Here is a 22,560-nt window from a genome sequence, read left to right as displayed (position 1 = left end):
GTCGGAGACAGGTGAGCGGGACGAGTGCCGACGCCGGCTCCGGGTACTCGCTCCGGGGGCGCCAGGGCCACGTGATCGAGGCCCTGGGCCGCGCCATCGCCGGGGGCACCTACCAGCCGGGGGAGCTCCTGCCGCGAGAGGCCGCCCTCACCGAGGAGTACGGCGTCAGCCGCACTTCCGTGCGCGAGGCGATGAAGGTGCTTGCGGCCAAGGGACTGGTCGACATCCGCCCGAAGGTCGGCACCCGCGTGCGCCCGCGGGAGTTGTGGAGCAGCTTCGACTCCGACCTGCTCACCTGGACCTACGCAGAGGGACAGGCCACCGACCTCATGCGCGATCTCGTGGAGCTCCGCCAGATCGTCGAGCCCAACGCCGCCCGCCTGGCCGCGGGGCGTGCCACGATGCACGACCTCGGCCGCATCGAACAGGCCGGCATCGAGCTCGCCGCCGCCGCGGGCGATCACACCGCGTATGCGGAGCGCGATGTCGAGTTCCACCTGGCCGTCTACGCCGCCTCGCACAACACGTTCCTGTCACGCTTCGGCTCGCTGGTCGCCGACTTCATGAAGCTCTCGTTCGACCTGCAGCAGGAGGCGAGCACGCAGTCGCTCGAAGACGACGCCGCCCGTCACGTGGCGGTGGTCGACGCCATCACGCGTGGGGATGCGGAGCTGGCCGCGGAGACGATGCTGCAAGTGGTGCTCGACGGCAAGGTCGCCCTCGCCGCGGCGCTGCGGGAGCAGGACGCGAACTGACTCGACCCCGGACCGCCGGGCAGGGCGCGATGGCGAGCAACGACGCGCCCGGCCCTTACCCCCGAGCCGCCCGGCGCGCCGCCTGCTCGACCGGATCGGGCACCGGCAGCGAGGCGATGAGCCGTCGCGTGTAGTCGTCGGTGGGGGAGCCGAGCACGTCCGCCGTCCGCCCCTCCTCGGCGATCCGGCCGCGGTGCAGCACGACCACCCGGTGGGCGAGGAGGTCCACCACCGCGAGATCGTGCGTGATGAACAATGCGGCGAACCCGAACCGCTCCTGCAGTTCGCCGAACAGCTCGAGCACACGCGCCTGCACCGACACGTCGAGCGCACTCGTGGGCTCGTCGGCGATGAGGAGCCGCGGGTCGAGGGCGAGCGCGCGAGCCAACGACGCACGCTGACGCTGCCCTCCCGACAGCTCGTGGGGGAACCGGTCGCCGAACGCCGCGGGCAGCTGCACCGCCTCGAGCAGGTCGTCGACCTGCGGGCGGGCATCGGCCGCGTTGCGGGCGACGCCGTGGACGACGAGCGGCTCGGCGACGCATTCCGCGATGGTCAGGAGCGGGTTGAAGCTCGTCGCCGGATCCTGGAAGACGAAGCCCAGCTCTCGACGCTTGGCGCGGAAGCTGCGCTCCTTCACGCCACGCATCTCGGTGCCGAGCACCCGCAGCGAGCCGCCGGCCACGGGGGTGAGCCCCGCGATCGCGCGTCCGATCGTCGTCTTTCCCGATCCCGACTCGCCGACCAGCCCCAGCACCTCGCCCGGCCGGATCGCGAAGTCGATCTCGTGCACGGCGCGGAACGTGCCGGTGCCCAGGCGCCCGGGATACTCGATGACGAGTCCGCGCGCCTCGACCACGGGGGCGCCCGACGCCGAGGCGGGGAGAGGGCGATCGGCGATCCGGAGCCGCGGCACCGCGTCGAGCAGGCGCTTCGTGTACGCGTGCTGCGGAGCGGCGAAGAGTTCTCGCGCCGTCGCGGTCTCCACGACCTCGCCGTTGAGCATCACGGCCACACGGTCGGCGAGGTCGGCGACGACGCCCATGTTGTGGGTGATGAGGATGATCGCCGTCCCGGTCTCGTCGCGGAGGTCGCGCAGCAGGTCGAGGATCTCGGCCTGCACGGTCACGTCCAGGGCGGTGGTCGGCTCGTCGGCGAGGATCACGCTCGGCTCGAGGGCGAGCGCCATGGCGATGACGATCCGCTGCTTCTGGCCGCCCGAGAACTGGTGTGGATAGTCGTCCACCCGCCGCTCCGGATCGGGGATGCCCACCCGCCCCAGCATCTCGATCGCGCGGGCTCGCGCCTGCTTCTTCGAGTGCACGCCGTGCGCGCGCAGGCCCTCCATGAGCTGCCACCCGACCGTGAACACGGGGTTCAACGCGGTCGAAGGCTCCTGGAAGATCATCGCCGCCTTGGTGCCCCGCACCGCACGGAGGTGATCCGCCGACAGTCCCACGACGTCGCTGCCGTCGAGGACGACCGCGCCACGTGTGGTGGCGGTCTCGGGGAGGAGTCCCAGGATCGAGCGCGCCGTCACCGTCTTTCCGCTCCCGGACTCGCCCACGATCGCCAGCACCTCGCCCGGGTGCACCTGGAGCGAGACGTCGCGCACGGCGGCCACGTCGCCGCCGTCGGTCGCGAAGGTGATGTCGAGGTCACGGATGTCGACGGCGAGCGCATCGGTGCGGACGGGAACCTGCTCTCGAGCCGCCATCACTCCACCTCTCCTCGTTCTTCGCGTGCCACCGGCTGCGTGGCCGCGACGGCGTCGGCGGGCGTGCGGGGGGCCGACCGGCGACGCGCCCGCAGCCGCGGGTCGGCCAGGTCGTTGAGGCTCTCACCGATCAGTGTGATCCCGAGCACGGTGAGCACGATCGCGATCCCCGGGGGGATCGCCGTCCACCAGATGCCGGCGGCGACGTCGCTGATCGACTTGTTGAGGTCGTACCCCCACTCGGCCGCGGACGTCGGCTCGATGCCGAACCCGAGGAAGCCGAGGGCCGCGAGCGTCGAGATCGCCTCGGAGGCGTTCAACGTGACGATCAGCGGAAGCGTGCGAGTGGAGTTGCGCAGCACGTGGCGGAGCATGATCCGCGGCGTCGAGGCGCCGATCACCTGCGCCGACTCGACGAAGGCCTCCGACTTCACCCGGACCACCTCGGCGCGCACCACCCGGAAGTACTGCGGGATGAAGACGACCGTGATGGAGGCGGCGGCAGCCAGGATCCCCGACCAGAGATCGGATTGCCCGCGGCTGATGGCGATCGCCACGACGATGGCCAGAAGCAGCGTCGGGAAGGCGTAGATCGCATCGGCGACCACCACCAGAACGCGGTCGACCCACCCGCCGAGGTATCCGGAGACGAGCCCGAGCAGGATCCCGACGAACATCGACAGCACGATCGCGACGACCACGACGTAGAGCGCGGTCTGTGCCCCCCAGATGACACGGGAGAACACGTCGTAGCCGCCCACCGTCGTGCCCAGCAGGTGCGCGGAGCTCGGTGGTTGCTGCGCGCCGAAGTTCCCGTCGGGACCGCTCAGCTGGCTGTAGCTGTAGGGGGCGATCCACGGGGCGAGGAGAGCGAGGAGGACGAACGCCGCCGTCAGCACGAGGCCGGCGACGAGCATGCCGCGCTGCAGTCCGACGCTCTGTCGGAGCTGACGGACGACGGGGACGCGGTCGAGGAGTCGGCGCTTCGCCATCTCAATACCTCACCCTCGGGTCGATGAAGGCGGCGAGGATGTCGACGACGAAGTTGGTGAGGGCCACGATGATCGCGATCATCGCGACGATGCCCTGCACCGCCACGAAGTCGCGGGAGGACAGGTAGGCCGCGAGCTGGAAGCCCAGCCCCTTCCACTCGAAGGTCGTCTCGGTGAGCACCGCGCCGCCGAGCATGAGGGCGATCTGCAGCCCGATGACCGTGATGATCGGGATGAGAGCCGGTCGGTACGCGTGGGTGCGCACGAGCCGTGACTCCCGCACGCCGCGCGACCGCGCCGCATCGACGTAGGGCATGTTGAAGGTGCCGATGACGTTGGTGCGCACGAGACGCAGGAAGATCCCGGCCGTCAGGAGGCCGAGAGTGAGGGCCGGCAGCACCGCGTGGGCGAGGACGTCCTGCACGTAGGCGGGGTTCCCCGACGCGATGGCGTCGATCAGATAGATGCCGGTGCCGCCGTCGCGACCCAGCGCCAGCTCGGTGCGGACGCTCGCCCGGCCCGACACCGGGAGCCAGCCCAGCCACACCCCGAAGAAGAGTTTGGCCACCAGCCCCGCGAAGAAGACGGGCGTGGCGTAGAAGAGGATCGCGCTGACCCGCAGGAGTGCGTCGGGCCACCGGTCACGGAGCGCTGCGGCCACGAGCCCCAGCGGGATGCCCACCAGGAAGGCGACGACGAGGGCGTACAGCACGAGCTCCAGCGTCGCCGTGCCGTAGGTGGCGATCACCTGGACGACGGGCTGATTGTCGGTGATCGTCGTCCCGAAGTTGAAGGTGAAGACCTGGCCGAGGTACTCGAGGTACTGCACCAGGATCGGCCGGTCGTAGCCGGCCTCGTGGATGCGCTCGGCCAGCTGGTCGGCGGGGAGCCGCCCGCCCAGCGCCGCCGTGATCGGGTCGCCCGTCAGCCGGATGAGGAAGAACACGAGCGTCACGAGGATGAGCACCGTGGGGAAGATCAGCAGGAAGCGGATCAGGATGTATCGGCCCAGCACCGAGCCCGATCCCCGGGTCCGCGTCACTGCGGGCGGATCGGCGACATCTGTCGTCATGGTTGCCTACTCTACGGACGGCGGGTCGTTCGATCCGCTGCACTCGCCCAACGACCGGGGCCACGTGGTGTGCCCCGGTCGCCGGGCGAGAGGCGAGCGGTCGCGTCGAACGCCCGCAGCGGTTACTTCGTGATCGACGCGAAGCGGAGCTTGAACGACGCGTCGAGCACCACGCCCGACACGTCCGCACCGGTCACCGCGACCTGAGCACCCTGCAGGAGCGGAAGCGTGGAGAGGTCTCCGGCGACGAGCTCCTGGATCTTCTCGATCTCGGAGGTGCGCTGGGCGGCATCCGGCTCCACGGCCTGCTGGAGGATCAGGTCGTTGACCTCCGAGTTGTCGTAGTGGTTGCCGAGGAAGTTGTTCTTGAGGAAGAACGGCGTCAGGTAGTTGTCGGCGTCGGAGTAGTCCGGGAACCAGCCCAGCTGGTAGGCCGGGTAGACGTCGGCGGTGCGGTCCTTGGAGTACTGCACCCACTCCGTCGACTGCAGGTCGACCTGGAACAGTCCGTCTTTCTCCAGCTGCGACTTCACGAGCGCGTACTCGTCACCCGACGAGGGACCGTAGTGGTCCGGGCTGTACTGCAGGCTGAGCTTGACGGGGGTGCTGACGCCCGCCGCCTCGAGGGTCTCCTTGGCCTTGGCGGCGTCGGGTCCTCCGTTGCCGTCGCCGTAGAGGCCCTTGAGCGCCTCGGTGGCACCCGTGAAGCCCTCGGGCACGTAGGAGTACAGCGGCGTGTAGGTGCCCTTGTACACCTGGGTGGAGATGGCCTCGCGGTCCACGAGGTCGGCGACGGCCTGGCGGACGGCGAGCGCCTTCTTCGGGTCGGCGTCGCTGGTCGTGGCGCCGTAGGGCTGCGTGTTGAAGTTGAACACGATGTAGCGGATCTCTCCACCGGGCCCGTTGACGACCTTGACGGAGTCGTTCTTCGAGAGGTCCTCCACGTCGGTGGCCGACAGGCTCCGGTAAGCCACGTCGACGTCGCCCTGCTGAACGGCGAGCTTGAGGTTCGACGACTCGGCGAAGTAGCTGAGGATGACGCCGCCGTTGACGGGAGCGTCGATCAGGCCCTTGTAGTCGGCGTAGGGGGTGAACTCCACCGTCTTGTTGAAGTCCCACGAGGTGATCGAGTAGGGACCGGCGAACGCCTTGCCCTTGACGATGTCCTCGTCGGGCGTGATCGCATCGGCCGAGAGCACCTCCTCGTCGACGATCGCGCCGGGGAAGCTCGTGAGGATGTACGGGAAGACCTGGTCGTTCTCCGTCTTGAGCGTGAACACCACGGTGGTGTCGTCGGGAGCCTCGACCTTGTCGAGGTTGTACAGCAGGCTCGATGCGCCGTTGGGGTCGGCGATCTTGAGGTTGCGGTCGAACGAGAACTTCACGTCGGAGGAGGTGAGGTCGTTGCCGTTGGCCCACTTCAGCCCTGCCGGCAGCTTCACCGTGTACTCGGTGGGGGAGGTGAACTCGGCCGACTCGGCGAGGTCGGGGACGACCTCGGTGCTGTTGTAGTCGGTCCCGACCAGGTACGGGAAGACCTGCGTCTGGACGGCCAGCGAACCGTTGTCGTACGACCCGGCCGGGTCGAGGGTCGTGACCTTGTCGGTGGTGCCGACGATGATGGGCTCGTCGGAGGACGGCGCGTTGCTGTTGCCGGGGCCGGACGTTCCGCCGGCGCAGCCGGCGAGGAGAAGCGCCGAGGCGCCGAACGCTCCGAGGGCGAGGGCGAGGCGCCCGCGCGTGCTGTGGTGCCGTGACATGTGTACCTCTGCTGTCTGGATGACGACCCGTCAGTGGGCGGGCCTAGGTCGCTATCTTTCACCCCACCCTCGGCATCCGCGCAGAGGTGGGCGCAATTCGTAACGAGACCGAAACCCGGGACCATGCACTGTGAGCCCCGGTGCCACCGTCGGCTGGTCATCGAGCGCAACGCGGGTGATGGCCGGGTCAGGAGCTGACGGACTCGTGTCCGATCCCGAGCTCAAACAGCTCACCGCCGTAGAGAAGCTGCGCCGCACCCACGCCGACGAGGCTCGCCACGACCACGGCAGCGAGGGCGAGGGCGAGGCCCCACCCCCGAAGAGCGCGCCAGCCGAGGACGGCGAGGACGACGAGGCCCACGAGGTGCGCGATGACGAGCGGGACACCCCCGAGCACCTCCGCGAAGCCCGCCATCGTGGTGCCCGCGGAGATCGCCTTGCCCTGTTCGGACTGCGCCTCTTCCTGTGCGAAGCCGTACCAGATCCACGCTGTCGACGCGGCGACGGGACCGAGCGCGGCAATGATCCAGAACCACACCAGGAGGGCGGCACGGGAGCGCGTGGCCTCCGAGGGAGCGTCCGCCTCGATCGCGCTGAGCATGCTCCGACCCTACGCGAGGGCGCGGGGCTCAGCCGCCCGCGGGCGCGCGAAGGGCGTGGACCATGGCGCCCAGCAGCCGGAGCGACTCCGCTCGGTCGGAGGGACTCAGTCCCTCCAGCATCCGTTCCTCGACGGACCGCACCGCCGCGCTGGCGACAGCGAGCTTCGCCCGGCCGTGAGCGGTGAGCGTGACGGGAAGGACCTTGCCGGTCGACGGCTTCTCCGGGCGCTCCACCTCGCCGTCGCGCTCGAGGGTCTGCAACAGGACGTTCATCGTCTGGCGCGTCACGAAGGTGCCGCGGGCCAGGTCGGAGTTGGAGAGCCCGGGCCGCTGTGCGAGGAGTTCCAAGCAGGCGTAGTGGGTGACGTTCATCCCCAGGGGACGCAGAACGTCCTCCATCGCCGCGCGCAGGGCGCTCGCGGCCTCCTTCAGGCGGTACCCCACGGAGACCGGCAGATCGACGCCCGGCAGTCGTTGACTCATGTCAGTATTCTGACATATGATCGCGTGTCAGATAACTGACTCAAGAGAGGAACAGCATGCCCGTCACCGGCCCCGACTTCATTTCCCTTCAGGTGCGCGACCTCGACGCCTCCCGGGCCTTCTACGAGAGGTTCCTCGGCCTGGTGCGCTCTCCGGCAGGACCGCCCCACGCCGTGGTGTTCGCGACCAGCCCCATCGCCTTCGCGGTGCGCGACGTCGTCGACGAAGACGCCCTGGCGGCCAGCACACACCCCGGTGCGGGAACTGCGCTCTGGCTGCACGCGACCGACGTCCAGGACATCCACGACGCGCTGGTCTCGGCCGGACACGAGATCACTGCGGCTCCGATCGACGGTCCGTTCGGTCGCACCTTCACCTTCGCCGATCCCGACGGCTACCGGATCACCCTCCACGACCGCGCGTGACAGACGGCCGGACCAGCGATCCCGACCTCAGCACATCTCGACCTCAGCACATTTCGACCTCAGCGCAGCCCGACCTCGACGAGCTCGTCCTCAGTGAGCATCCGGGAGCGGATGAGAAACCGCATGCCCGTCGGGCCCTCCACGCTGAACCCGGCACCGCGGCCCGGGACGACGTCGATCGTGAGGTGCGTGTACTTCCAGTACTCGAACTGCGCCTCGGAGATGAACACCTCGATCGGGTCGTCCAGGCCCGCGTCGAGATCGCCGAGCTTCACGTCGCTCGGTCCGGTCAGGAACATCCCGACGGGGTAGCACATGGGGGCGCTGCCGTCGCAGCAGCCGCCGGACTGATGGAACATGAGCCTGCCGTGCTGCGCCGTCAACTGGCGCAGCAGCGCCGCCGCGGCGTCCGTCACGGCCACGCGGGGAGAGAGAGTCGTGGTCATCGTGGCCTCCGGAGGATCTGCAATCGGTGATTCGCTGACGGGTCGGGGCTGCGCGTCGTCCGTCGCCCGTCGGCGACCGGGAGGTGGGGGGCCTCCCGGTCGCCGAGCGGCGGGCGCACCGAGGCACGCCTCGCAGATCAGAAGAAGCCCATCGCGCCTTCGGCGTACGAGACGAGCAGGTTCTTGGTCTGCTGGTAGTGGTCGAGCATCTTCAGGTGGTTCTCACGACCGATGCCCGACTGCTTGTACCCACCGAAGGCGGCGTGTGCCGGGTACTGGTGGTACGTGTTCGTCCACACGCGTCCGGCCTCGATGCCGCGTCCGGCGCGGTACATCGTGTCGGCCGAGCGGCTCCACACCCCGGCACCGAGGCCGTACAGGGTGTCGTTGGCGATGTGGATCGCGTCGTCGAAGTCGTCGAAGCTCGTCACCGACACGACCGGCCCGAAGATCTCCTCCTGGAAGATCCGCATGTCGTTCGTGCCCTCGAACACGGTCGGTGCCACGTAGTACCCGCCACTGAGCTCGCCGCCCAGGTCCACCCGCTCGCCGCCGGCGAGGAGCTTCGCGCCGCCTGCCTTGCCGATCTCGATGTAGGACAGGATCTTCTCGAGCTGGTCATTCGACGCCTGGGCGCCGATCATGGTCGCGGGGTCGAGCGGGTTGCCCTGCACGATCTTGCCGACCCGCTCCAGGCCGTCGGCGAGGAAGCCGTCGTAGATCGAGCGCTGGATGAGCGCGCGCGACGGGCACGTGCACACCTCGCCCTGGTTGAGGGCGAAGAACGTGAAGCCCTCCAGCGCCTTGTCGTAGTAGGCGTCCTTGTCGCGGGCGACGTCCTCGAAGAAGACGTTGGCGCTCTTGCCGCCGAGCTCGAGGGTCACCGGGATGAGGTTCTGCGAGGCGTACTGCATGATGAGGCGTCCGGTCGTCGTCTCTCCCGTGAAGGCGACCTTGCGGATGCGCTTGTGCTGTGCCAGCGGCGCACCCGCCTCGATTCCGAACCCGTTGACGATGTTCACGACGCCGGCCGGCAGCAGGTCGCCGATGAGCTCGAAGAGGAACAGGATCGACGCCGGAGTCTGCTCAGCGGGCTTCAGCACGACGCAGTTGCCGGCGGCGAGTGCCGGCGCGAGCTTCCAGGTCGCCATGAGGATGGGGAAGTTCCACGGGATGATCTGGCCCACGACGCCGAGCGGTTCGTGGAAGTGGTAGGCGACGGTGTCTTCGTCGATCTGGCTGAGCGACCCCTCCTGGGCCCGCAGCACGCCGGCGAAGTAGCGGAAGTGATCGATCGCGAGCGGGATGTCGGCGGCGAGGGTCTCGCGGATGGGCTTGCCGTTCTCCCACGTCTCGGCGACCGCGATCTTCTCGAGGTTCTCCTCCATGCGATCGGCGATCTTGTTGAGGATGTTGGCACGGTCGGCCGGAGTCGTGCGCTTCCACGACTCGAACGCCTTCCACGCGACGTCGACGGCGCGGTCGATGTCTTCCACCGTGCCGCGCCCGACCTCACAGAACGGCTTGCCGGTGACCGGGGTGATGTTCTCGAAGTACTCGCCCTTGACCGGAGCGACGAACTCGCCGCCGATGTAGTGGCCGTAGCGCGCGCGGTACTCGGCGACGGAGCCCCGCTGGCCGGGAGCGGCGTAGACGCTCGAGACGCCCTCTTCGACGATGGTCATGTTGTCTCCTTCGACTGCATGAGTCGCGGCAGCGATGCCGCGTTCGGATGCCGTCGAGGCTAGGTCGCGCCACGTTGCATTCCGTTGCAACGGGCGCGCCCTCACTCGTCGAGGGCGAGAGCCCACCGCCGCAGGGCGCGAGCGATCGCTGCGGCATCCTCGGCGGGCAGCAGGTCGACCAGGCGCTGCTCGTTGGCCAGGTGAGCCGTGAACGCCGCGTCGATGGCCGCGCGTCCGGCGCCGGTCAGGCGCACCAGGCGGCGCCGACGATCCTCGCCCGCCTCCTCCCGCTCGACGAGTCCACGCTCGATCAGGCGGTCGACCCGCTTCGTCAGCCCGCCGGTGGTCACCATCGTGTGCGCGGCGAGGTCGCCGGCGGGAAGCGCGAAGGGTGGCCCGGCGCGACGCAGCGAGGCGAGGAGGTCGAACTCCGCTTCGCTGAGCCCGTGCTGGGCGTAGACCGCGGTGAGCTCCCGCGTGAGGGCCTGCGCCACGCGGTGCACGCGACCGATCACGCCCTGCGGGGCGGGGTCGAGGTCGGGGCGCTCCCGGCGCCACTCCTCCTGGATGCGGTCCACGTGGTCGAGGCGGTCATCGCCGCGCGGCTCCTCGGGTGTCGGCCTCATGCCGTCGACATTACCTTCCGCGGAAGCTATATTATCTTCCATGGAAGATAAATCGGGGGGCGTGCGAGCCCGCTGGCTGGCGATCACGGCGATCGCCCCGATCGCGTGGGGCAGCACGTACTACGTGACCCGCCATCTGCTTCCCCCCGACGCGGCCCTCTGGGGCGCCGTCATCCGCTGCCTCCCCGCGGGGCTCCTCGTGCTCGCGCTCGTCCGCCGCCTTCCGCGCGGATCGTGGTGGTGGCGGTCGATCATCCTCGGCGCCCTGACGGTGGGCGGCCTCAACGTGCTCGTCTACGTCGCGGCCCAGCGCTTGGCGACGAGCCTCGCCTCGACGATCATGTCGACCTCGGCAGCGGCGCTGCTCCTGCTCAGCTGGATCGTCCTCCGCCAGCGTCCCCGCACGCGAGCCATCGTCGGGGCGGCCGTCGGGATCGCGGGCGTCGTGGTCATGCTGCAGCCCGGTGGGGGAGAGGTCGACCCGTGGGGCGTCGCGGCCTCGATCGTGGCGATGCTGTCGTCGTCTCTCGGCTTCGTCCTCACGCGGCGATGGGGACCGGAGGTTCCCGCGCTCACGATGACGGCGTGGCAGCTGATCGCCGGGTCTCTCGTCGTCGTGCCCTTCGCGGTGATCGTCGAGGGCGCGCCCCCCGCCCTGGACGCACCCGCGCTGGCGGGCTTCGCGTACGTGATCGTCGTGGCCACCGCGATCGCCTACGCCGCCTGGTTCGCCGGACTCGCGCAGCTGTCGGGCGCCGTGGTCGGGATCGTCGGACTCCTCAACCCCGTCACGGGCGTCCTGCTCGGCGTACTGCTGGCCGGCGAGCCCTTCGGGCCCGTGGAGGCGATCGGGTTCGCCCTCGTCGTCGCGGGCGTCGTCCTCGGCGTCACGCGGGGACGATACCGCCCTCCCCGCCAGCGGGCCGAACGGCTCGGTCCACCGCCGCGGTGAGCGAGAGGAACCTCGGCTGCGCGACCAGGTCGTCGAGGAGGACCGCGTCGCCGGCGGAGTCGGCGAGCGGCACCTGCCAGTTCGGATACTCCTTGTCGGTTCCCGGCTGATTCTGCACGCGCCGCTCGCCGACCGCGTCGACGAGGGCGACGCCCAGCAGCACCGATGGCGAGGCGGTGATCAGGACGTTGAGCGCCTCGACGATCTGCTGCTCCGAGGGATCGTCGCCGATGAGGCCGCGCTCGCGCAGGAGCGCCATCATCGTGGCGCGTTCCCGGTCGGCGTCAGCCCGCTCCTCCTCGACAGGTCGGGTGAGAAGCCCCAAGCGCGCCCGGAGCCACACGTGCTCGTCGGCGAGGTACCCGGCCGTCGGGGGGAGATCGTGCGTGTTGACCGTCGCCAGCAGGGAACGGCGGTACTGCTCGGGTGGACGGAAGCCCTCGCCCTCCCGCTCGAACCAGAGCACGCTCGTTCCCAAGATTCCGCGGGCGGCAAGGTAGTCCCGCACCCACGGCTCCACGTTTCCGAGGTCCTCGCCGATGAGCACGGCGCCCGCACGGTATGCCTCCAGCGCGAGCACTCCGATCATCGCCTCGTGGTCGTAGCGGACGTACGTGCCCGCGGCCGCGCCCAGGCCGGCGGGGATCCACCACAGGCGGAACAACCCGATGACGTGGTCGATGCGCAGCGCCCCCGCGTGGCGCAGCAGGGTGCGGATCATGTCGCGGAGCGGCGCGTAACCTGCCTCCGCCAGAGCGTCGGGGAGCCACGGAGGCTGGTTCCAGTTCTGCCCCTGCTGGTTGTACATGTCGGGCGGTGCGCCCACCGTGATCCCGGGAGCGTACATCCCGCGCAGCGACCAGGCGTCCGACCCCTCGGTGTGCACCCCGACCGCGAGGTCGTGCATGATCCCGATCGACATGCCCGCCGCGATCGCCTCGGACTGCGCGCGGGCCACCTGCGCGTCGGCCACCCATTGCAGCCACACGTGGAAGGACACCCTGTCGGCGAGCTCGTGTCGGAGCGCGGTCACGGCGGCGGAGTGGATGTCGGCGAGGTCCTCGGCGCCGAGCCGGTCGGCGTGCGCGGGATCGGCGCGGTACTCCTCCCGTGCGCACCAGAGCGCGAAGTCCTGCAGGGGTTGCCCCTCCCGACGGACGAATGCGTCGAGATCGGCCTGGCGCCCCGCCGAGCGCGGCACCGCGAAGATGCGCTCGAGTGCCGAGCGCTTGGCCGCCCACACCGCATCGCGGTCGATCCGAGAGGGGGCGTCGTCGGTGGCGGCGACCGGAGCCCGCAGGGCGAGCACCGTCTTCCTGTCCTCGTCGTCGAGCTGTGCGAACTCGCGGATGTCCTCCGGCCGCACATAGAGCGGAGCGACGAACCGTCGGGTGGCCGGGAGGTACGGCGAAGGCTCGATCGGGCTCGTGACCTCCGCGGCGTGGATGGGGTTGATGAGCAGGAAGTCGGCGCCGCGACCGGCGGCGATGGCGGCGAGGTCACCCAGATCGGCGAAGTCCCCCATCCCCCACGAGCCTCGCGACCGCACCGAGTACAGCTGCGCCATGAGCCCCCACGCGCGGTCGCGGCCCGGACGCGTCGGAGGGTCGGGAAGACGCTCGGGCGTGATGACGAGCACGCAGGTGGCCTCGCGGTCGGGCTCACCGCCGAAGGGCCATTGCCGCGCGCGAACGACGTGCCATCCGAGCGGCAGGTCCTCCGGCAGGGGAACCTCCACCCGCCACCGCAACTCGCCGTCGATCAGCCGGGCCGCGGGGCGCTGTTCGGGGATCACCAGCTCGCGCCGCGAACCGTCCTCGAGGAGGACGTCGGCGGCGACGTCGTGCCCGTCGGCGACGTGGAGGTGCAGGCGGCGAACGCCCGGACGCGTGACGAGCGAGGGCGGAAGGAGGGCGCGCCACGGACGCTCGTCCACTGCGGCGAGCGCGGCGGCGGTGGCGCCCTCGTCCGAGGAATCGACACCCATCGCCGCCAGGATCGCGCGCAGTGTGCCGGCAGGCACCGCGACCCGGTCGCCGAAGAACGACCAGTACTCGGTCGCCACCCCGTGGGCCTCGGCCAAAGCGACCAGGGTCGGGCTCGGCTGATCGTCGCTCATCTCGGTCCCTCCGTCAGCGCCCATCCTGCCGCATCCACCCCCGTCGAGGGCCGCGCGGTCCGCCGAGCCGTTCCGAGCGCCGAGAGCACATGCTGTCATCGAGCGCACGCGTTACTCGCGCCGTTGAGATATGCGCTCGGTGGGAGCATGTGCTCTCGACGAGGGAGGAAGGGCGGGGCTCAGGCGGGGAGGCGTTCGAGGCGGGCCACGATGCCGGCGCGCTTGGGCGAACGGGCGGGCAACATGCTGAGGGCGAGGCGGAGCACCTCGGCGTCTTCCGCCCCGTCCTCGGTGTCGGCATAGGCCAGGAGCACGTCGACGGAGGCTTCGGCGAGGAGCGCCTCCCGGAGCGCGAGCCGCACCGACTCCCGGAACTCCTCCACCCCCGGGGCCACCGACTCGGGCAGCACGCTCCCGCGGTAGGCGGCCAGGGCGACGCGGTGCGCGCCTCGATCCAGGAGCGACACCACGTGGTGCGCGTCGGTCTCTAGTTCGCCCGTCAGCCGGTAGGGCCGTGACGCGGGAACGAGGTGCGGCGCGGTGCGCTCGAGGGCCTTCCGCAGGCGCACCATCTCGGGACGCAGCGTGCCCTCCGCCTCCTCGCCGTACACGAGCGCCGCCAGCCGCTCCGACGAGACGCCCTGCCGATGCACGGCGAGCATGAGGAGGATCTCCGCGTGGCGCGCCGACAGCTCCGTGACCGACTCTCCCGACGGCCCCGCCAGTTCCAGCAACGCCCGATCCCGACCCAGCACGCGCAGCACGGTGCGCTCCGGGGCCCGCACCACCGGCCGCCGGGCCGCGACGGGAGTGCGCTCGGCGGCTCGCGCACGGAGCCTGGCCACCAGCAGTTCCCCCTCGATCGCGCGCGCCGTCGCGTCGACGAGCAGCTGCGCCTGCGGAGTGGCGGCGTCGGCACCGCCGGTCACGTCGATCATGCCGACCAGCCGCCGGGTCTCGGGGTCGTGCACGGGAGCGGCGGTGCACGACCACGGCTGAACGAGACGGTTGAAGTGCTCCGCGCCGTGGATCTGCACCGACCGGTCCAGCTCCAGCGCCGTGCCCGGTGCCGACGTGCCGACGCTGCGCTCGGACCAGTTCGCGCCGGCGACGAAGCCCATGTCGCCGGTGAGGGCGCGGACATGCCGGTCGCCCTCGACCCACAGCAGCCGGCCCGCCGCGTCGCCCACGGCCACCACGACCCCCGAGTCCACGTCCGGTGACAACAGCGCGCGCACCATGTCCATCGCCCCGGCCAGGGGATGCGCGCTGCGGTAGGCCTCCAACTCCTCCTCGGAGAGATCGAGTGGCGGCAGGCCCTCGGCGCCCACCAGGTTCGCCAGTGACCGGCGCCACGAGTCGCGGACGAGCGGGCGGATGTCGCCCAGTCGGGCGTCGGCTCCGTTCCCGATCACGAGCTCTTCGTGGGCGCGCTCGATCAGCAGGCGTGAGGTCTGCGGCGACACCTCGCGCCGCGACGACCACGAGGAGGGCACGGCGCTCCCTTCGACGATGAACCAGGAGTGCGTTCAGTCTAGGTCGGGGGCGACGCGAGAGGGAGCCGGTTCCGGGCTCACCGCGCCGCAGGCTGCACGAGGTTGTCTCGCGCCCACGCCCCAGCTGTTCGAGCACGGGGATGAGACGCTCGCCCTGCGGGGTCAGCGCGTAGGAGACGGCGACCGGCGGCCCTGGATCGACTCGCCGGTCGACGAGAGACGCCTCGGCGAGCTCGGACAGGCGGTCGGACAAAACGGCGTCGCTGATACCGGGTCGCCCTACTCACGCCTGTCGGGCGGCCCACCACTCGCGCAGACGCTCCTCGGCGGCCTCGGGCCCCAGGATCCCTTCGTCGAGGCGGAGGTCGAGGAGGAACCGGTATGCCGCACCCACCTCCGGGCCGGGGCGGATGCCGAGGATCTCTTGGATGCGGTTGCCGTCGACCTCCGGACGCATCGCGTCCAGCTCCTCCTGGGCGGCGAGGGCGGCGATCCGTCGTTCGATGTCGTCGTAGGCCGCGCGCAACCGCGCCGCTTTGCGTCGGTTGCGCGTGGTCACGTCGGCGCGCGTGAGGATGTGGAGGCGTTCGAGCTCCGCACCCGCGTCGCGCACGTAGCGGCGCACCGCCGAATCGGTCCACGCTCCCTCGGCGTAGCCGAAGAAGCGCAAGTGCTGCTCGATCAGCTGGCACACCGAGGCGATCGTCGCCGAGTCGAACCGCAGCGCACCCAGGCGCTTGCGCGCGAGCCGAGCGCCCTTCACGTCGTGGTGGTGGAAGCTCACGCCGCCGCCGGGCTCGAGCTTGCGGGTGGCGGGCTTTCCGATGTCGTGGAGGAGGGCCGCCAAACGCAGGACGACGTCGGGGGCGGCGCCGGGATGACGCTCGTGCTCGAGCTCGATCGCCTGACGGAGGACGGTGAGCGAGTGCTCGTAGACGTCCTTGTGGTGGTGGTGCTCGTCCACTTCCAGCTGGAGGGCCGGGACCTCGGGAAGAAACTGCTCCGCCAGGCCCGTCTCCACGAGGATGCGGAGACCCCGCACCGGGTCGTCGGTCTGCAGCAGCCGCACCAGTTCGCCCTGGATCCGCTCCGCGCTCACGATCCGCAACGTCTCACGGAGAGTGCGCATGGCCGCGACGGTCGCCGCATCCACCTCGAACTCCAGCTGCGCCGCGAACCGCGCCGCCCGCAGCATGCGCAGCGGGTCGTCACCGAAGCTGACCTCGGGGTCGGCGGGGGTGCGGAGGATCCCCGCGAGAAGGTCTTCCACGCCTCCGGTGGGATCGACCAGGGTCGGGCCGGGCACGCGCAGCGCCATGGCGTTGACAGTGAAGTCGCGGCGCGACAGGTCGCCCTCCAGCGAGTCGCCGAAGGCGACCGTGGGCTTCCGCGTGGTCCCGTCGTAGCTGTCGGCACGATAGGTGGTGATCTCCACCTGTTCGGCGACACCCGCCTCGTCGTCCCAGATCTTGGCCCCGATGGTCCCGAACTCGCGTCCGATCTCCCACGTCGCGCGCGCGAGCGGCTTCACGATCCGGAGGATGTCGTCGGGACGGGCATCGGTCGCGTAGTCGAGGTCATGCGTCACCCGACCCAGCAGCGCGTCGCGGACCGGTCCGCCGACGACGGCCAGTTCGAACCCCGCGTCGGCGAAGGCCCGCCCGAGGGTGGCGGTGACCGGAGACGCGGCGAGCGCGCCGATCCGGGCGAGGCCCTCGGCCATGTTGAGCATGCGACGAGCCTACCGGCGCGGGCCGCGCGCGACGGGGCCGACGGAGGTCACGGGAGGCGGAGGAATCCCGTGAACACGAGCTCGCGAACGCGAGGCAGCAGTTCGGCGGCGAGGGCGAGAGGATCGACCTCCATGAGCTCGGCGATCGCGTCGATGAGGCGCCCGACAGGGAGGTCTCCATCGCACGCCCCCACGAGGGCAGCGAGGCCCGGATCCACCTCGATGGTCCGCGCCAGCCCGCCGCCCTGACGGAGCTCGATCACGCGCGGGCCCTCCTGACCGGGAAGGTGATGCCGCGCCTCGGTGACATCGGGCGCGGTCGTCAGGACGCTCCGCGCGAGATCCCCGTCGTCGAGGTCCGCCAGTAGATCCGCCGTGCGCAGCGCGTCGCGCAGGTGCGGCCCCAGGGCGCCGGGCACCGGTTGCGTGACGCGCTCGAAACGCCGGAACGCCGGTTTCGCCCCGCGCTCCGGCCGTCGGAGCAGCAGGTAGCCGAAGCCGATGGCGGTCACTCCCCGCGCATCGAAGTCGGCGAGCCAGGCCTCCACGAGACGCGCGTACTGGGGCGTCCCGACGACCGTGCCGCCGTCGCGCACCCACATCTCGGCGTAGGCGAGCGGATCGAGCCTCTCGCGCTCGATGACCCACGCATCCAGGGCCACGGCAGATTCGTCCACCCAGCCGCGGACGCGGTCGAGGCCATCGGTGTCGCCGCGATACTCCCAGTTGCCGAGCAGCTGGGCGATCCCGCCGGGGGCGAGCACGGTGCCCACCTCGCGCACGAACGCGGCGACGAGGTCGTCACCGGCGAACCCGGCATCGCGGTACTCGTAGGCGGGCACGCCCGACCCTCGCGGCGTGATGACGAACGGCGGATTCGACACCACACGATCGAAGAGCTCTCCCGAGACCGGCGCGAACAGGCTCCCGTGGCGCGTCTCGATGCATTCCACGCCGTTGAGCAACGCATTGAGACCCGTGAACGCGAGCGCTCGCTCCGAGACGTCGGTCGCGACGACCCGGCGCGCGCTGTGCCGCGCCCGGAGGGCCTGGATGCCGCACCCGGTGCCGATGTCGAGCACGCGGTCCGCGGGCTCGGGCAGCTGTAGCGAGGCCAGGGTGAGGGAGGCACCACCCACCCCCAGCACGTGATCGGTCGGGAGCGCCCCGTCGCCGCCCCGCAGGAGGAGCGCCGTCTCGTCCAGGTCGCTCGCGATCCACCAGTGACCCGCGCCCGACTCGTCGTCGAAGTCCTGCGGCCGCACGAGCACCGACGGCACCAGCGTGTCGCCGTCGATCGTGGCCAGTCCCAGCGCGACGAGCCCCCGTGCCCCACACGACGGCAACGCCGCATCGACGTCGGCCACCGACGCCGCGGCACCGAGGAAGAGAGCCCGTGCCAGCACGCTGAGCGGATCGACGCGGCCCTCGAGCGCCCGGAGGGCGGGACCTGCGAGACCATGGCCGATCGCGTCGTCGGCGCGCGCACCCCAGGCGCCGCGGACCGCGTCGGCGGTGTACCCCGCCGCGGCGAGGTCGTCGCGCAGGAGGGCGAGCGTCGCAGGATCGAGGCGGAGCGGGGGAAGGTCCGGGTGCGTCACGGGTCCATTCAATCCCACCGTCACCGCGCGTCACCGGCTCCCCCACAGGCGCGGAGCGGCTCGCCCGGCCCTCACCCGGCGGCGTCGAAGGCAGTGCACAGGTCGGGAACCATAGAATGCCACCAGTCGTGCGGTCCGGGATCGCACACCCGTTGCCATGACTATGACTCCCCACACTCTCGGGGCACCGTCCCCCCGCCGCCGCGCGCACCGACGACCCCGCCGGTCCCTTCGTGCGGTGGCGCTCGCCGTCGCCGTGCTGGCGGGCGGAGCGGTGTGGGCGGTGCCCATCGCGTCCGCCAGCGCGGCGACGGAGCGCCCCGCCGCCACGGAGGACGGCGCTCTCGCGCGCGTCGACTTCCGTGCAGCCGTGAGGGCCGACGGCGTCGTCCGCAGCGACGGGCGCCTGCTGATCTCGCTGTCCGTGTCCAACGCGGCCCAGGACGTCATCGAATCGGGGACCGTCGACCTGGTCGTGAGCCGGGCGCCCCTCACGTCGCGGAAGGCGGTCGAGGCATGGACCTCCGGTGATTCCTCGCCCGCGCTGCGTCGTGTCGGCACCGAGACGATCGGCACCGTCGGACCCTACGGATCCGCGACGGCGAGCGCCGCCGTCGAGGTGGGTGATGACCTCGCCCCGGGGGTGTACGCCCTGCGTGCCACGTATCGCTCGCCGGCGGGCACGATCGAGCGGCGGAGCGTCTGGGTGGCACCCGACGACGACCCTGCCGCCGGGCGGGTGGCCGTGATCGTTCCGGTCACGGCTGGTCCGCTGTCGGAGGGACTGCTCACCTCTGACGAGCTCGCCGCCCTGACCGCCGAAGGGGGGAGCCTGCGCGCGCAGCTGGACGCCGTGCGCGGAACGCCGGCCATCCTCGCCGTCGATCCCGCGATCCCCGCCGCCATCCGGGTGCTGGGCACCGAGGCCCCAGAGACGGCACGGACGTGGCTCGCGGATCTCCTCGCGCTTCCGAACGATCGCTTCGCGCTGCAGTTCGGAGACGCCGACCTCGCGGTCCAGTACGCGGCGGGGCTGAACGAGCCGCTCACGGTCGAGACCCTCTCCTCCTACATCGACCCGACGGCCGTGGTCGACACCGAGACGCAGGACGGCGCCGATACGGAGACCTCCGCCGACGACGCCGAGTCGACTACCGCCGGCGCCGAGGCGCCGAGCCCGACCCCCGGCCCCGACGGGGTCGTCTTGCCGACGACCGACGAGCTCCTGGACATCGGCGCCGCGCGCGACGACGTGTTCTGGCCGGCGGCAGGAACGGCGGAGCCCGGCCTTCTGACGATGCTCTCCAGCGGGGCGGAAGGGTCGCTCCCCCTCACCCTCGTCCCCTCCGACACCATCGCAGGATCCTCAGACGCACGCGGTGGGCACACGCGGGCCGGCGTCGGCGGTGCCCAGGTGCTCGTCTACGACAGCGATGTGACCACCGCTCTTCGCCGCGCCAGCAACGCCGTCTCGACGATCGACCGTGACGAGGCCCTGGCGACCGCCTCGGCCTTCGCGACCTTCACCGACGCCGATGTCCCGCTCCTGGTGACGATCGATCGCGGGTGGAACCGCTCGGAAGAGGCGCTGCGTGCCACGATCCGCACCGCGACCTCGCTCGACGGGCGGGAGCCGGGCGGGATGATGGCCCTCATGACGAGTCCGAGTGGTGACGAGGTGTCCCTCACCGCCGGCGCGGACGACGACGTACGGGCGAGGACCCTCGAACGCTTCCTCGCCGGTGAGAAGGAGCTCGCCGCCTTCGCGACCGTCCTGGACGACCCCACGCTCATCACGGGGCCCGAACGCGCCCGCATCCTCCAGCTCCTCGGAAACGGCTGGCGCGGAGACGACGACTGGTCGATCGCCGTCGCGACCCACGCCACCGACACGCAGGCCACGCTCGACGCGGTCTCCATCGTCCGCTCACCCGACATCAACCTCCTCGGAGCCAGCGCACCTTTGGCGTTCTCGGTGCGCAACGACCTTCCGTGGCCCGTGTCGCTGGTCCTCGCGGTGGAGCCCCGCGACCCGCGCATCGTCGTGCAGGACACGACATCGTTCACCGCGGGGGCCGCGCAGGCGACCCGCGTCGATGTGCCGGTGGAAGCTCGAGTGGGCAACGGCGACTCCAGTCTGTCGCTGCAGCTGTGGAGTCCATCGCTGGTGAAGATCGGCGGCCCCGTCACGGTCGACGTGGCGGTGCGCGCCGAGTGGGAGACCATCGGCGTCGTGGTGATGTCGGTGCTCGTCGCGACCTTCATCGTCCTCGGCCTCATCCGCACCGTCGTCCGCATCCGTCGGCGCCGGCGCGCCGCGATCGCACCCGATCCCGTTTCCACGACGGAGGCCGGAACACATGGCTAGCCTCGGCAGGTCGAGCGCCCTCATCAGCGCCGGCACGATGGTCTCGCGCATCACCGGGCTCATCCGCAACATGGTGCTGGTCGGTGCCCTCGGCGTCGTGGGATCCTCGGCGGCCAACTCCTTCGCCGTGGCCAACCAGCTGCCCAACAGCATCTTCGCCCTCATCTCCTCGGGGCTCCTGGCGGGCATCATCGTGCCGCAGATCGTCAAGGCGGTGCGGACGCACGTCGACCAGGGAAGCGCCTTCGTCTCCAAGCTCCTCACGCTGGGGGTGGTCGTCCTCGGCGCCGTCACGGTGGTCGCGATCGCGGCGGCGCCCCTGCTCGTCCTCATCTACGGCGGCAAGTTCTCGCCGGAGGGTCGTGCGCTCGCGCTCGCGCTGGCCTATTGGTGCCTCCCGCAGCTGTTCTTCTACGGTCTGTACGCGCTGGTCGGTGAAGTGCTCAACGCCCGGCGGGTCTTCGGACCGTTCGCATGGTCCCCCATCATCAACAACGTCGTGTCGATCATCGGATTCGGCGCCTTCATCTGGCTGTTCGGGCTCACCCGATCGGCCCGTGACTGGACGCCCGACATGATCGCGCTGATGGGAGGGACCGCCACCCTCGGCATCGTGCTGCAGGCGCTCGTGCTGCTGCTGTTCTGGCGACGCGCGGGGCTGCACGTCCGCCCCGACTTCCGCTGGCGCGGCATCGGTCTCCGCCACATCGGGCGGCTCGCCGGATGGACCTTCCTCATGGTCGTCGTGAGCCAGATCGCCGGCGCCGTCCAGGCCAATCTCGTGGGCTCGGCATCGGATGTCGGTGCCGCACAGTTCGCGATCCAAACGGCGTGGCTCCTGTTCATGCTCCCGTTCTCGATCGTCGTCATCTCGCTCGGCACGCCCTACTACACGCAGCTCAGCGAGCATGTGGCGGAGGGGCGCACCGATGCCGTCACGGCCGATCTCGCCACGCTCACCCGCACGATCGGCGTGTTCATGGTGGGCATCCTCGGCGCGATGATCGCCGCGATCGTGCCCCTGTCGCGGTTGTTCGCCAACGACGCCGACGAGGCGGTCGCCCTGGCCTGGGTACTCGCGGCGTTCCTCGTGGCGCTGCTGCCGCTGTCGTTCCAGTTTGGCATCCAGCGCACCTTCTACGCGCTGGGCGACACCCGCACGCCGTTCCTCTACACGACCGTCCAGGCGGTGCTCGTCATCGTCACCGCGATCATCGCGTTCGTCGCCCTGCCGCTGCCGTGGCTCGCGGTGGGCATCGCCCTCGGTCAGTCGCTCGCCAACATCATCCAGTTCGCGCTGGCGGTCGTCCTACTGCGACGCAGGATGGCCCGTCCCCTGGGTCTCGGAGCCGCGGCCCGGGCGGTCGTACGGTTCCTGGTCGCCGCCCTTCCCGCCACCGCAGCGGGATGGCTCACGTTCGACCTCCTCGGCGGCGCGGCGGGATGGGCGGCCTCCGACCGTCTCGCGGGCTTCCTGTCCGCGGCCCTCATCGGTCTCGTGACGCTCGTGATCTACACGGCGTTCCTGGCTCTCCTGCGCGCGCCCGAGCTGCGAACGGCCGTGCGGACGGTACGCCGGTTCCTCCCCGGCCGCTGACGCACCGTTCTCGACCACCGGACGTGGGCGCGCTCCTGCACGCGGTGAGCCGCCCCGGTCGTGGAATGCCCCGCGGTTAGCATGGGTTGAATGTGCTGGGGCCTTCGCCGCCCCGCGAACAGAAGGGCAGTC

18 protein-coding genes and 1 pseudogene are annotated in these 22,560 nt (G+C 70.7%); 5 read left to right on the top strand and 14 right to left on the bottom strand.

What is annotated here, in order from left to right:
* The first annotated feature begins 11 nt into the window (after positions 1-11).
* Entirely contained in the window at positions 12-755 is a 744-nt protein-coding gene (locus QM591_RS15380; protein WP_415133618.1) for a FadR/GntR family transcriptional regulator, read from the top strand.
* Positions 756-810: 55 nt separating this feature from the next.
* On the opposite strand, the gene QM591_RS15375 is transcribed toward QM591_RS15380, so the two are convergent.
* The 6 genes from QM591_RS15375 to QM591_RS15350 form a co-directional block, all read right to left on the bottom strand.
* Positions 811-2,472, bottom strand: a complete 1,662-nt coding sequence (locus QM591_RS15375; protein ID WP_415133640.1) for an ABC transporter ATP-binding protein — start codon at positions 2,470-2,472, stop codon at positions 811-813.
* The gene (locus QM591_RS15370) at positions 2,472-3,464 is read right to left on the bottom strand and encodes an ABC transporter permease (RefSeq protein WP_415133616.1); all 993 of its coding nucleotides are present in this window, start codon (positions 3,462-3,464) and stop codon (positions 2,472-2,474) included. Before QM591_RS15370 ends, QM591_RS15375 begins: the two co-directional genes overlap by 1 nt.
* A 1-nt stretch (position 3,465) precedes the next feature.
* Positions 3,466-4,536: an ABC transporter permease gene (locus QM591_RS15365; RefSeq protein ID WP_415133614.1), complete on the bottom strand. Its 1,071-nt coding sequence runs from the start codon at positions 4,534-4,536 to the stop codon at positions 3,466-3,468.
* A gap of 122 nt (positions 4,537-4,658) precedes the next feature.
* A complete protein-coding gene (locus QM591_RS15360; RefSeq protein ID WP_415133612.1) occupies positions 4,659-6,296 on the bottom strand; it encodes an ABC transporter substrate-binding protein in 1,638 nt (545 codons plus the stop codon).
* Positions 6,297-6,483: 187 nt separating this feature from the next.
* Positions 6,484-6,897 carry a hypothetical protein gene (locus QM591_RS15355; protein WP_415133610.1) on the bottom strand — a complete coding sequence of 138 codons (414 nt, stop codon included), beginning with the start codon at positions 6,895-6,897 and terminating at the stop codon, positions 6,484-6,486.
* A gap of 28 nt (positions 6,898-6,925) precedes the next feature.
* Positions 6,926-7,381, bottom strand: coding sequence for a MarR family winged helix-turn-helix transcriptional regulator (locus QM591_RS15350; RefSeq protein WP_415133608.1), 456 nt, complete (start codon positions 7,379-7,381; stop codon positions 6,926-6,928).
* A 56-nt stretch (positions 7,382-7,437) separates the two neighbouring features.
* Here QM591_RS15350 and QM591_RS15345 point away from each other — a divergent pair, with 56 nt between their 5' ends.
* On the top strand, positions 7,438-7,806 hold the full coding sequence (locus QM591_RS15345; RefSeq protein WP_415133606.1) for a VOC family protein: 369 nt from the start codon (positions 7,438-7,440) through the stop codon (positions 7,804-7,806).
* Between the two features lie 59 nt (positions 7,807-7,865).
* Here QM591_RS15345 and QM591_RS15340 read toward each other — a convergent pair whose 3' ends face one another.
* From QM591_RS15340 to QM591_RS15330, 3 genes are all read right to left on the bottom strand, one after another.
* Entirely contained in the window at positions 7,866-8,252 is a 387-nt protein-coding gene (locus QM591_RS15340) for a DUF779 domain-containing protein (protein WP_415133604.1), read from the bottom strand.
* Positions 8,253-8,389: 137 nt separating this feature from the next.
* On the bottom strand, positions 8,390-9,937 hold the full coding sequence (locus QM591_RS15335; RefSeq protein ID WP_415133602.1) for an aldehyde dehydrogenase family protein: 1,548 nt from the start codon (positions 9,935-9,937) through the stop codon (positions 8,390-8,392).
* A gap of 101 nt (positions 9,938-10,038) precedes the next feature.
* Complete coding sequence (locus QM591_RS15330) at positions 10,039-10,563, bottom strand: MarR family winged helix-turn-helix transcriptional regulator (RefSeq protein WP_415133599.1); 525 nt, start codon at positions 10,561-10,563, stop codon at positions 10,039-10,041.
* Positions 10,564-10,603: 40 nt separating this feature from the next.
* Here QM591_RS15330 and QM591_RS15325 point away from each other — a divergent pair, with 40 nt between their 5' ends.
* The gene (locus QM591_RS15325) at positions 10,604-11,515 is read left to right on the top strand and encodes a DMT family transporter (RefSeq protein ID WP_415133596.1); all 912 of its coding nucleotides are present in this window, start codon (positions 10,604-10,606) and stop codon (positions 11,513-11,515) included.
* On the opposite strand, the gene malQ is transcribed toward QM591_RS15325, so the two are convergent.
* The 5 genes and pseudogenes from malQ to QM591_RS15300 all read right to left on the bottom strand — a co-directional run bounded on the left by malQ (position 11,451) and on the right by QM591_RS15300 (position 18,463).
* A complete protein-coding gene (malQ, locus tag QM591_RS15320; RefSeq protein ID WP_415133594.1) occupies positions 11,451-13,634 on the bottom strand; it encodes a 4-alpha-glucanotransferase in 2,184 nt (727 codons plus the stop codon). The two genes, QM591_RS15325 and malQ, sit on opposite strands and share 65 nt — an antisense overlap.
* A 179-nt stretch (positions 13,635-13,813) precedes the next feature.
* Positions 13,814-15,130: a transcriptional regulator gene (locus QM591_RS15315; protein ID WP_415133592.1), complete on the bottom strand. Its 1,317-nt coding sequence runs from the start codon at positions 15,128-15,130 to the stop codon at positions 13,814-13,816.
* Between the two features lie 178 nt (positions 15,131-15,308).
* A pseudogene (locus QM591_RS15310) lies at positions 15,309-15,383 on the bottom strand (transcriptional regulator); the annotation flags it as partial.
* 30 nt (positions 15,384-15,413) lie between these two features.
* Positions 15,414-16,862, bottom strand: coding sequence for a CCA tRNA nucleotidyltransferase (locus QM591_RS15305; protein ID WP_415133590.1), 1,449 nt, complete (start codon positions 16,860-16,862; stop codon positions 15,414-15,416).
* A gap of 47 nt (positions 16,863-16,909) precedes the next feature.
* Positions 16,910-18,463 carry a methyltransferase gene (locus QM591_RS15300; RefSeq protein WP_415133588.1) on the bottom strand — a complete coding sequence of 518 codons (1,554 nt, stop codon included), beginning with the start codon at positions 18,461-18,463 and terminating at the stop codon, positions 16,910-16,912.
* 238 nt (positions 18,464-18,701) lie between these two features.
* On the opposite strand from QM591_RS15300, the gene QM591_RS15295 reads away from it, so the two are divergent.
* Both QM591_RS15295 and murJ read left to right on the top strand, forming a co-directional pair.
* Positions 18,702-20,831: a DUF6049 family protein gene (locus QM591_RS15295; protein WP_415133585.1), complete on the top strand. Its 2,130-nt coding sequence runs from the start codon at positions 18,702-18,704 to the stop codon at positions 20,829-20,831.
* On the top strand, positions 20,824-22,428 hold the full coding sequence (gene murJ / locus QM591_RS15290) for a murein biosynthesis integral membrane protein MurJ (RefSeq protein ID WP_415133583.1): 1,605 nt from the start codon (positions 20,824-20,826) through the stop codon (positions 22,426-22,428). Before QM591_RS15295 ends, murJ begins: the two co-directional genes overlap by 8 nt.
* Positions 22,429-22,560 lie beyond the last annotated feature (132 nt).

The sequence above is a fragment of the Microbacterium sp. genome, from assembly GCF_047607225.1.
Taxonomy (GTDB): Bacteria; Actinomycetota; Actinomycetes; order Actinomycetales; family Microbacteriaceae; genus Microbacterium.
The sequence above is the reverse complement of the archived record's forward strand: the minus strand, read 5'-3'. Positions and strand labels throughout refer to the sequence as shown.

What these genes read in the sequence shown, in the direction of transcription:
- QM591_RS15325 (WP_415133596.1), top strand. Translation starts at nt 10,604, where the DNA reads ATGGAAGATAAATCGGGGGGCGTGCGAGCCCGCTGGCTGGCGATCACG.
- QM591_RS15365 (WP_415133614.1), bottom strand. Translation starts at nt 4,536, where the DNA reads ATGACGACAGATGTCGCCGATCCGCCCGCAGTGACGCGGACCCGGGGA.
- QM591_RS15345 (WP_415133606.1), top strand. Translation starts at nt 7,438, where the DNA reads ATGCCCGTCACCGGCCCCGACTTCATTTCCCTTCAGGTGCGCGACCTC.
- QM591_RS15350 (WP_415133608.1), bottom strand. Translation starts at nt 7,381, where the DNA reads ATGAGTCAACGACTGCCGGGCGTCGATCTGCCGGTCTCCGTGGGGTAC.
- QM591_RS15335 (WP_415133602.1), bottom strand. Translation starts at nt 9,937, where the DNA reads ATGACCATCGTCGAAGAGGGCGTCTCGAGCGTCTACGCCGCTCCCGGC.
- QM591_RS15305 (WP_415133590.1), bottom strand. Translation starts at nt 16,862, where the DNA reads ATGCTCAACATGGCCGAGGGCCTCGCCCGGATCGGCGCGCTCGCCGCG.
- QM591_RS15355 (WP_415133610.1), bottom strand. Translation starts at nt 6,897, where the DNA reads ATGCTCAGCGCGATCGAGGCGGACGCTCCCTCGGAGGCCACGCGCTCC.
- QM591_RS15340 (WP_415133604.1), bottom strand. Translation starts at nt 8,252, where the DNA reads ATGACCACGACTCTCTCTCCCCGCGTGGCCGTGACGGACGCCGCGGCG.
- QM591_RS15360 (WP_415133612.1), bottom strand. Translation starts at nt 6,296, where the DNA reads ATGTCACGGCACCACAGCACGCGCGGGCGCCTCGCCCTCGCCCTCGGA.
- QM591_RS15370 (WP_415133616.1), bottom strand. Translation starts at nt 3,464, where the DNA reads ATGGCGAAGCGCCGACTCCTCGACCGCGTCCCCGTCGTCCGTCAGCTC.
- QM591_RS15330 (WP_415133599.1), bottom strand. Translation starts at nt 10,563, where the DNA reads ATGAGGCCGACACCCGAGGAGCCGCGCGGCGATGACCGCCTCGACCAC.
- malQ (WP_415133594.1), bottom strand. Translation starts at nt 13,634, where the DNA reads ATGAGCGACGATCAGCCGAGCCCGACCCTGGTCGCTTTGGCCGAGGCC.
- murJ (WP_415133583.1), top strand. Translation starts at nt 20,824, where the DNA reads ATGGCTAGCCTCGGCAGGTCGAGCGCCCTCATCAGCGCCGGCACGATG.
- QM591_RS15375 (WP_415133640.1), bottom strand. Translation starts at nt 2,472, where the DNA reads ATGGCGGCTCGAGAGCAGGTTCCCGTCCGCACCGATGCGCTCGCCGTC.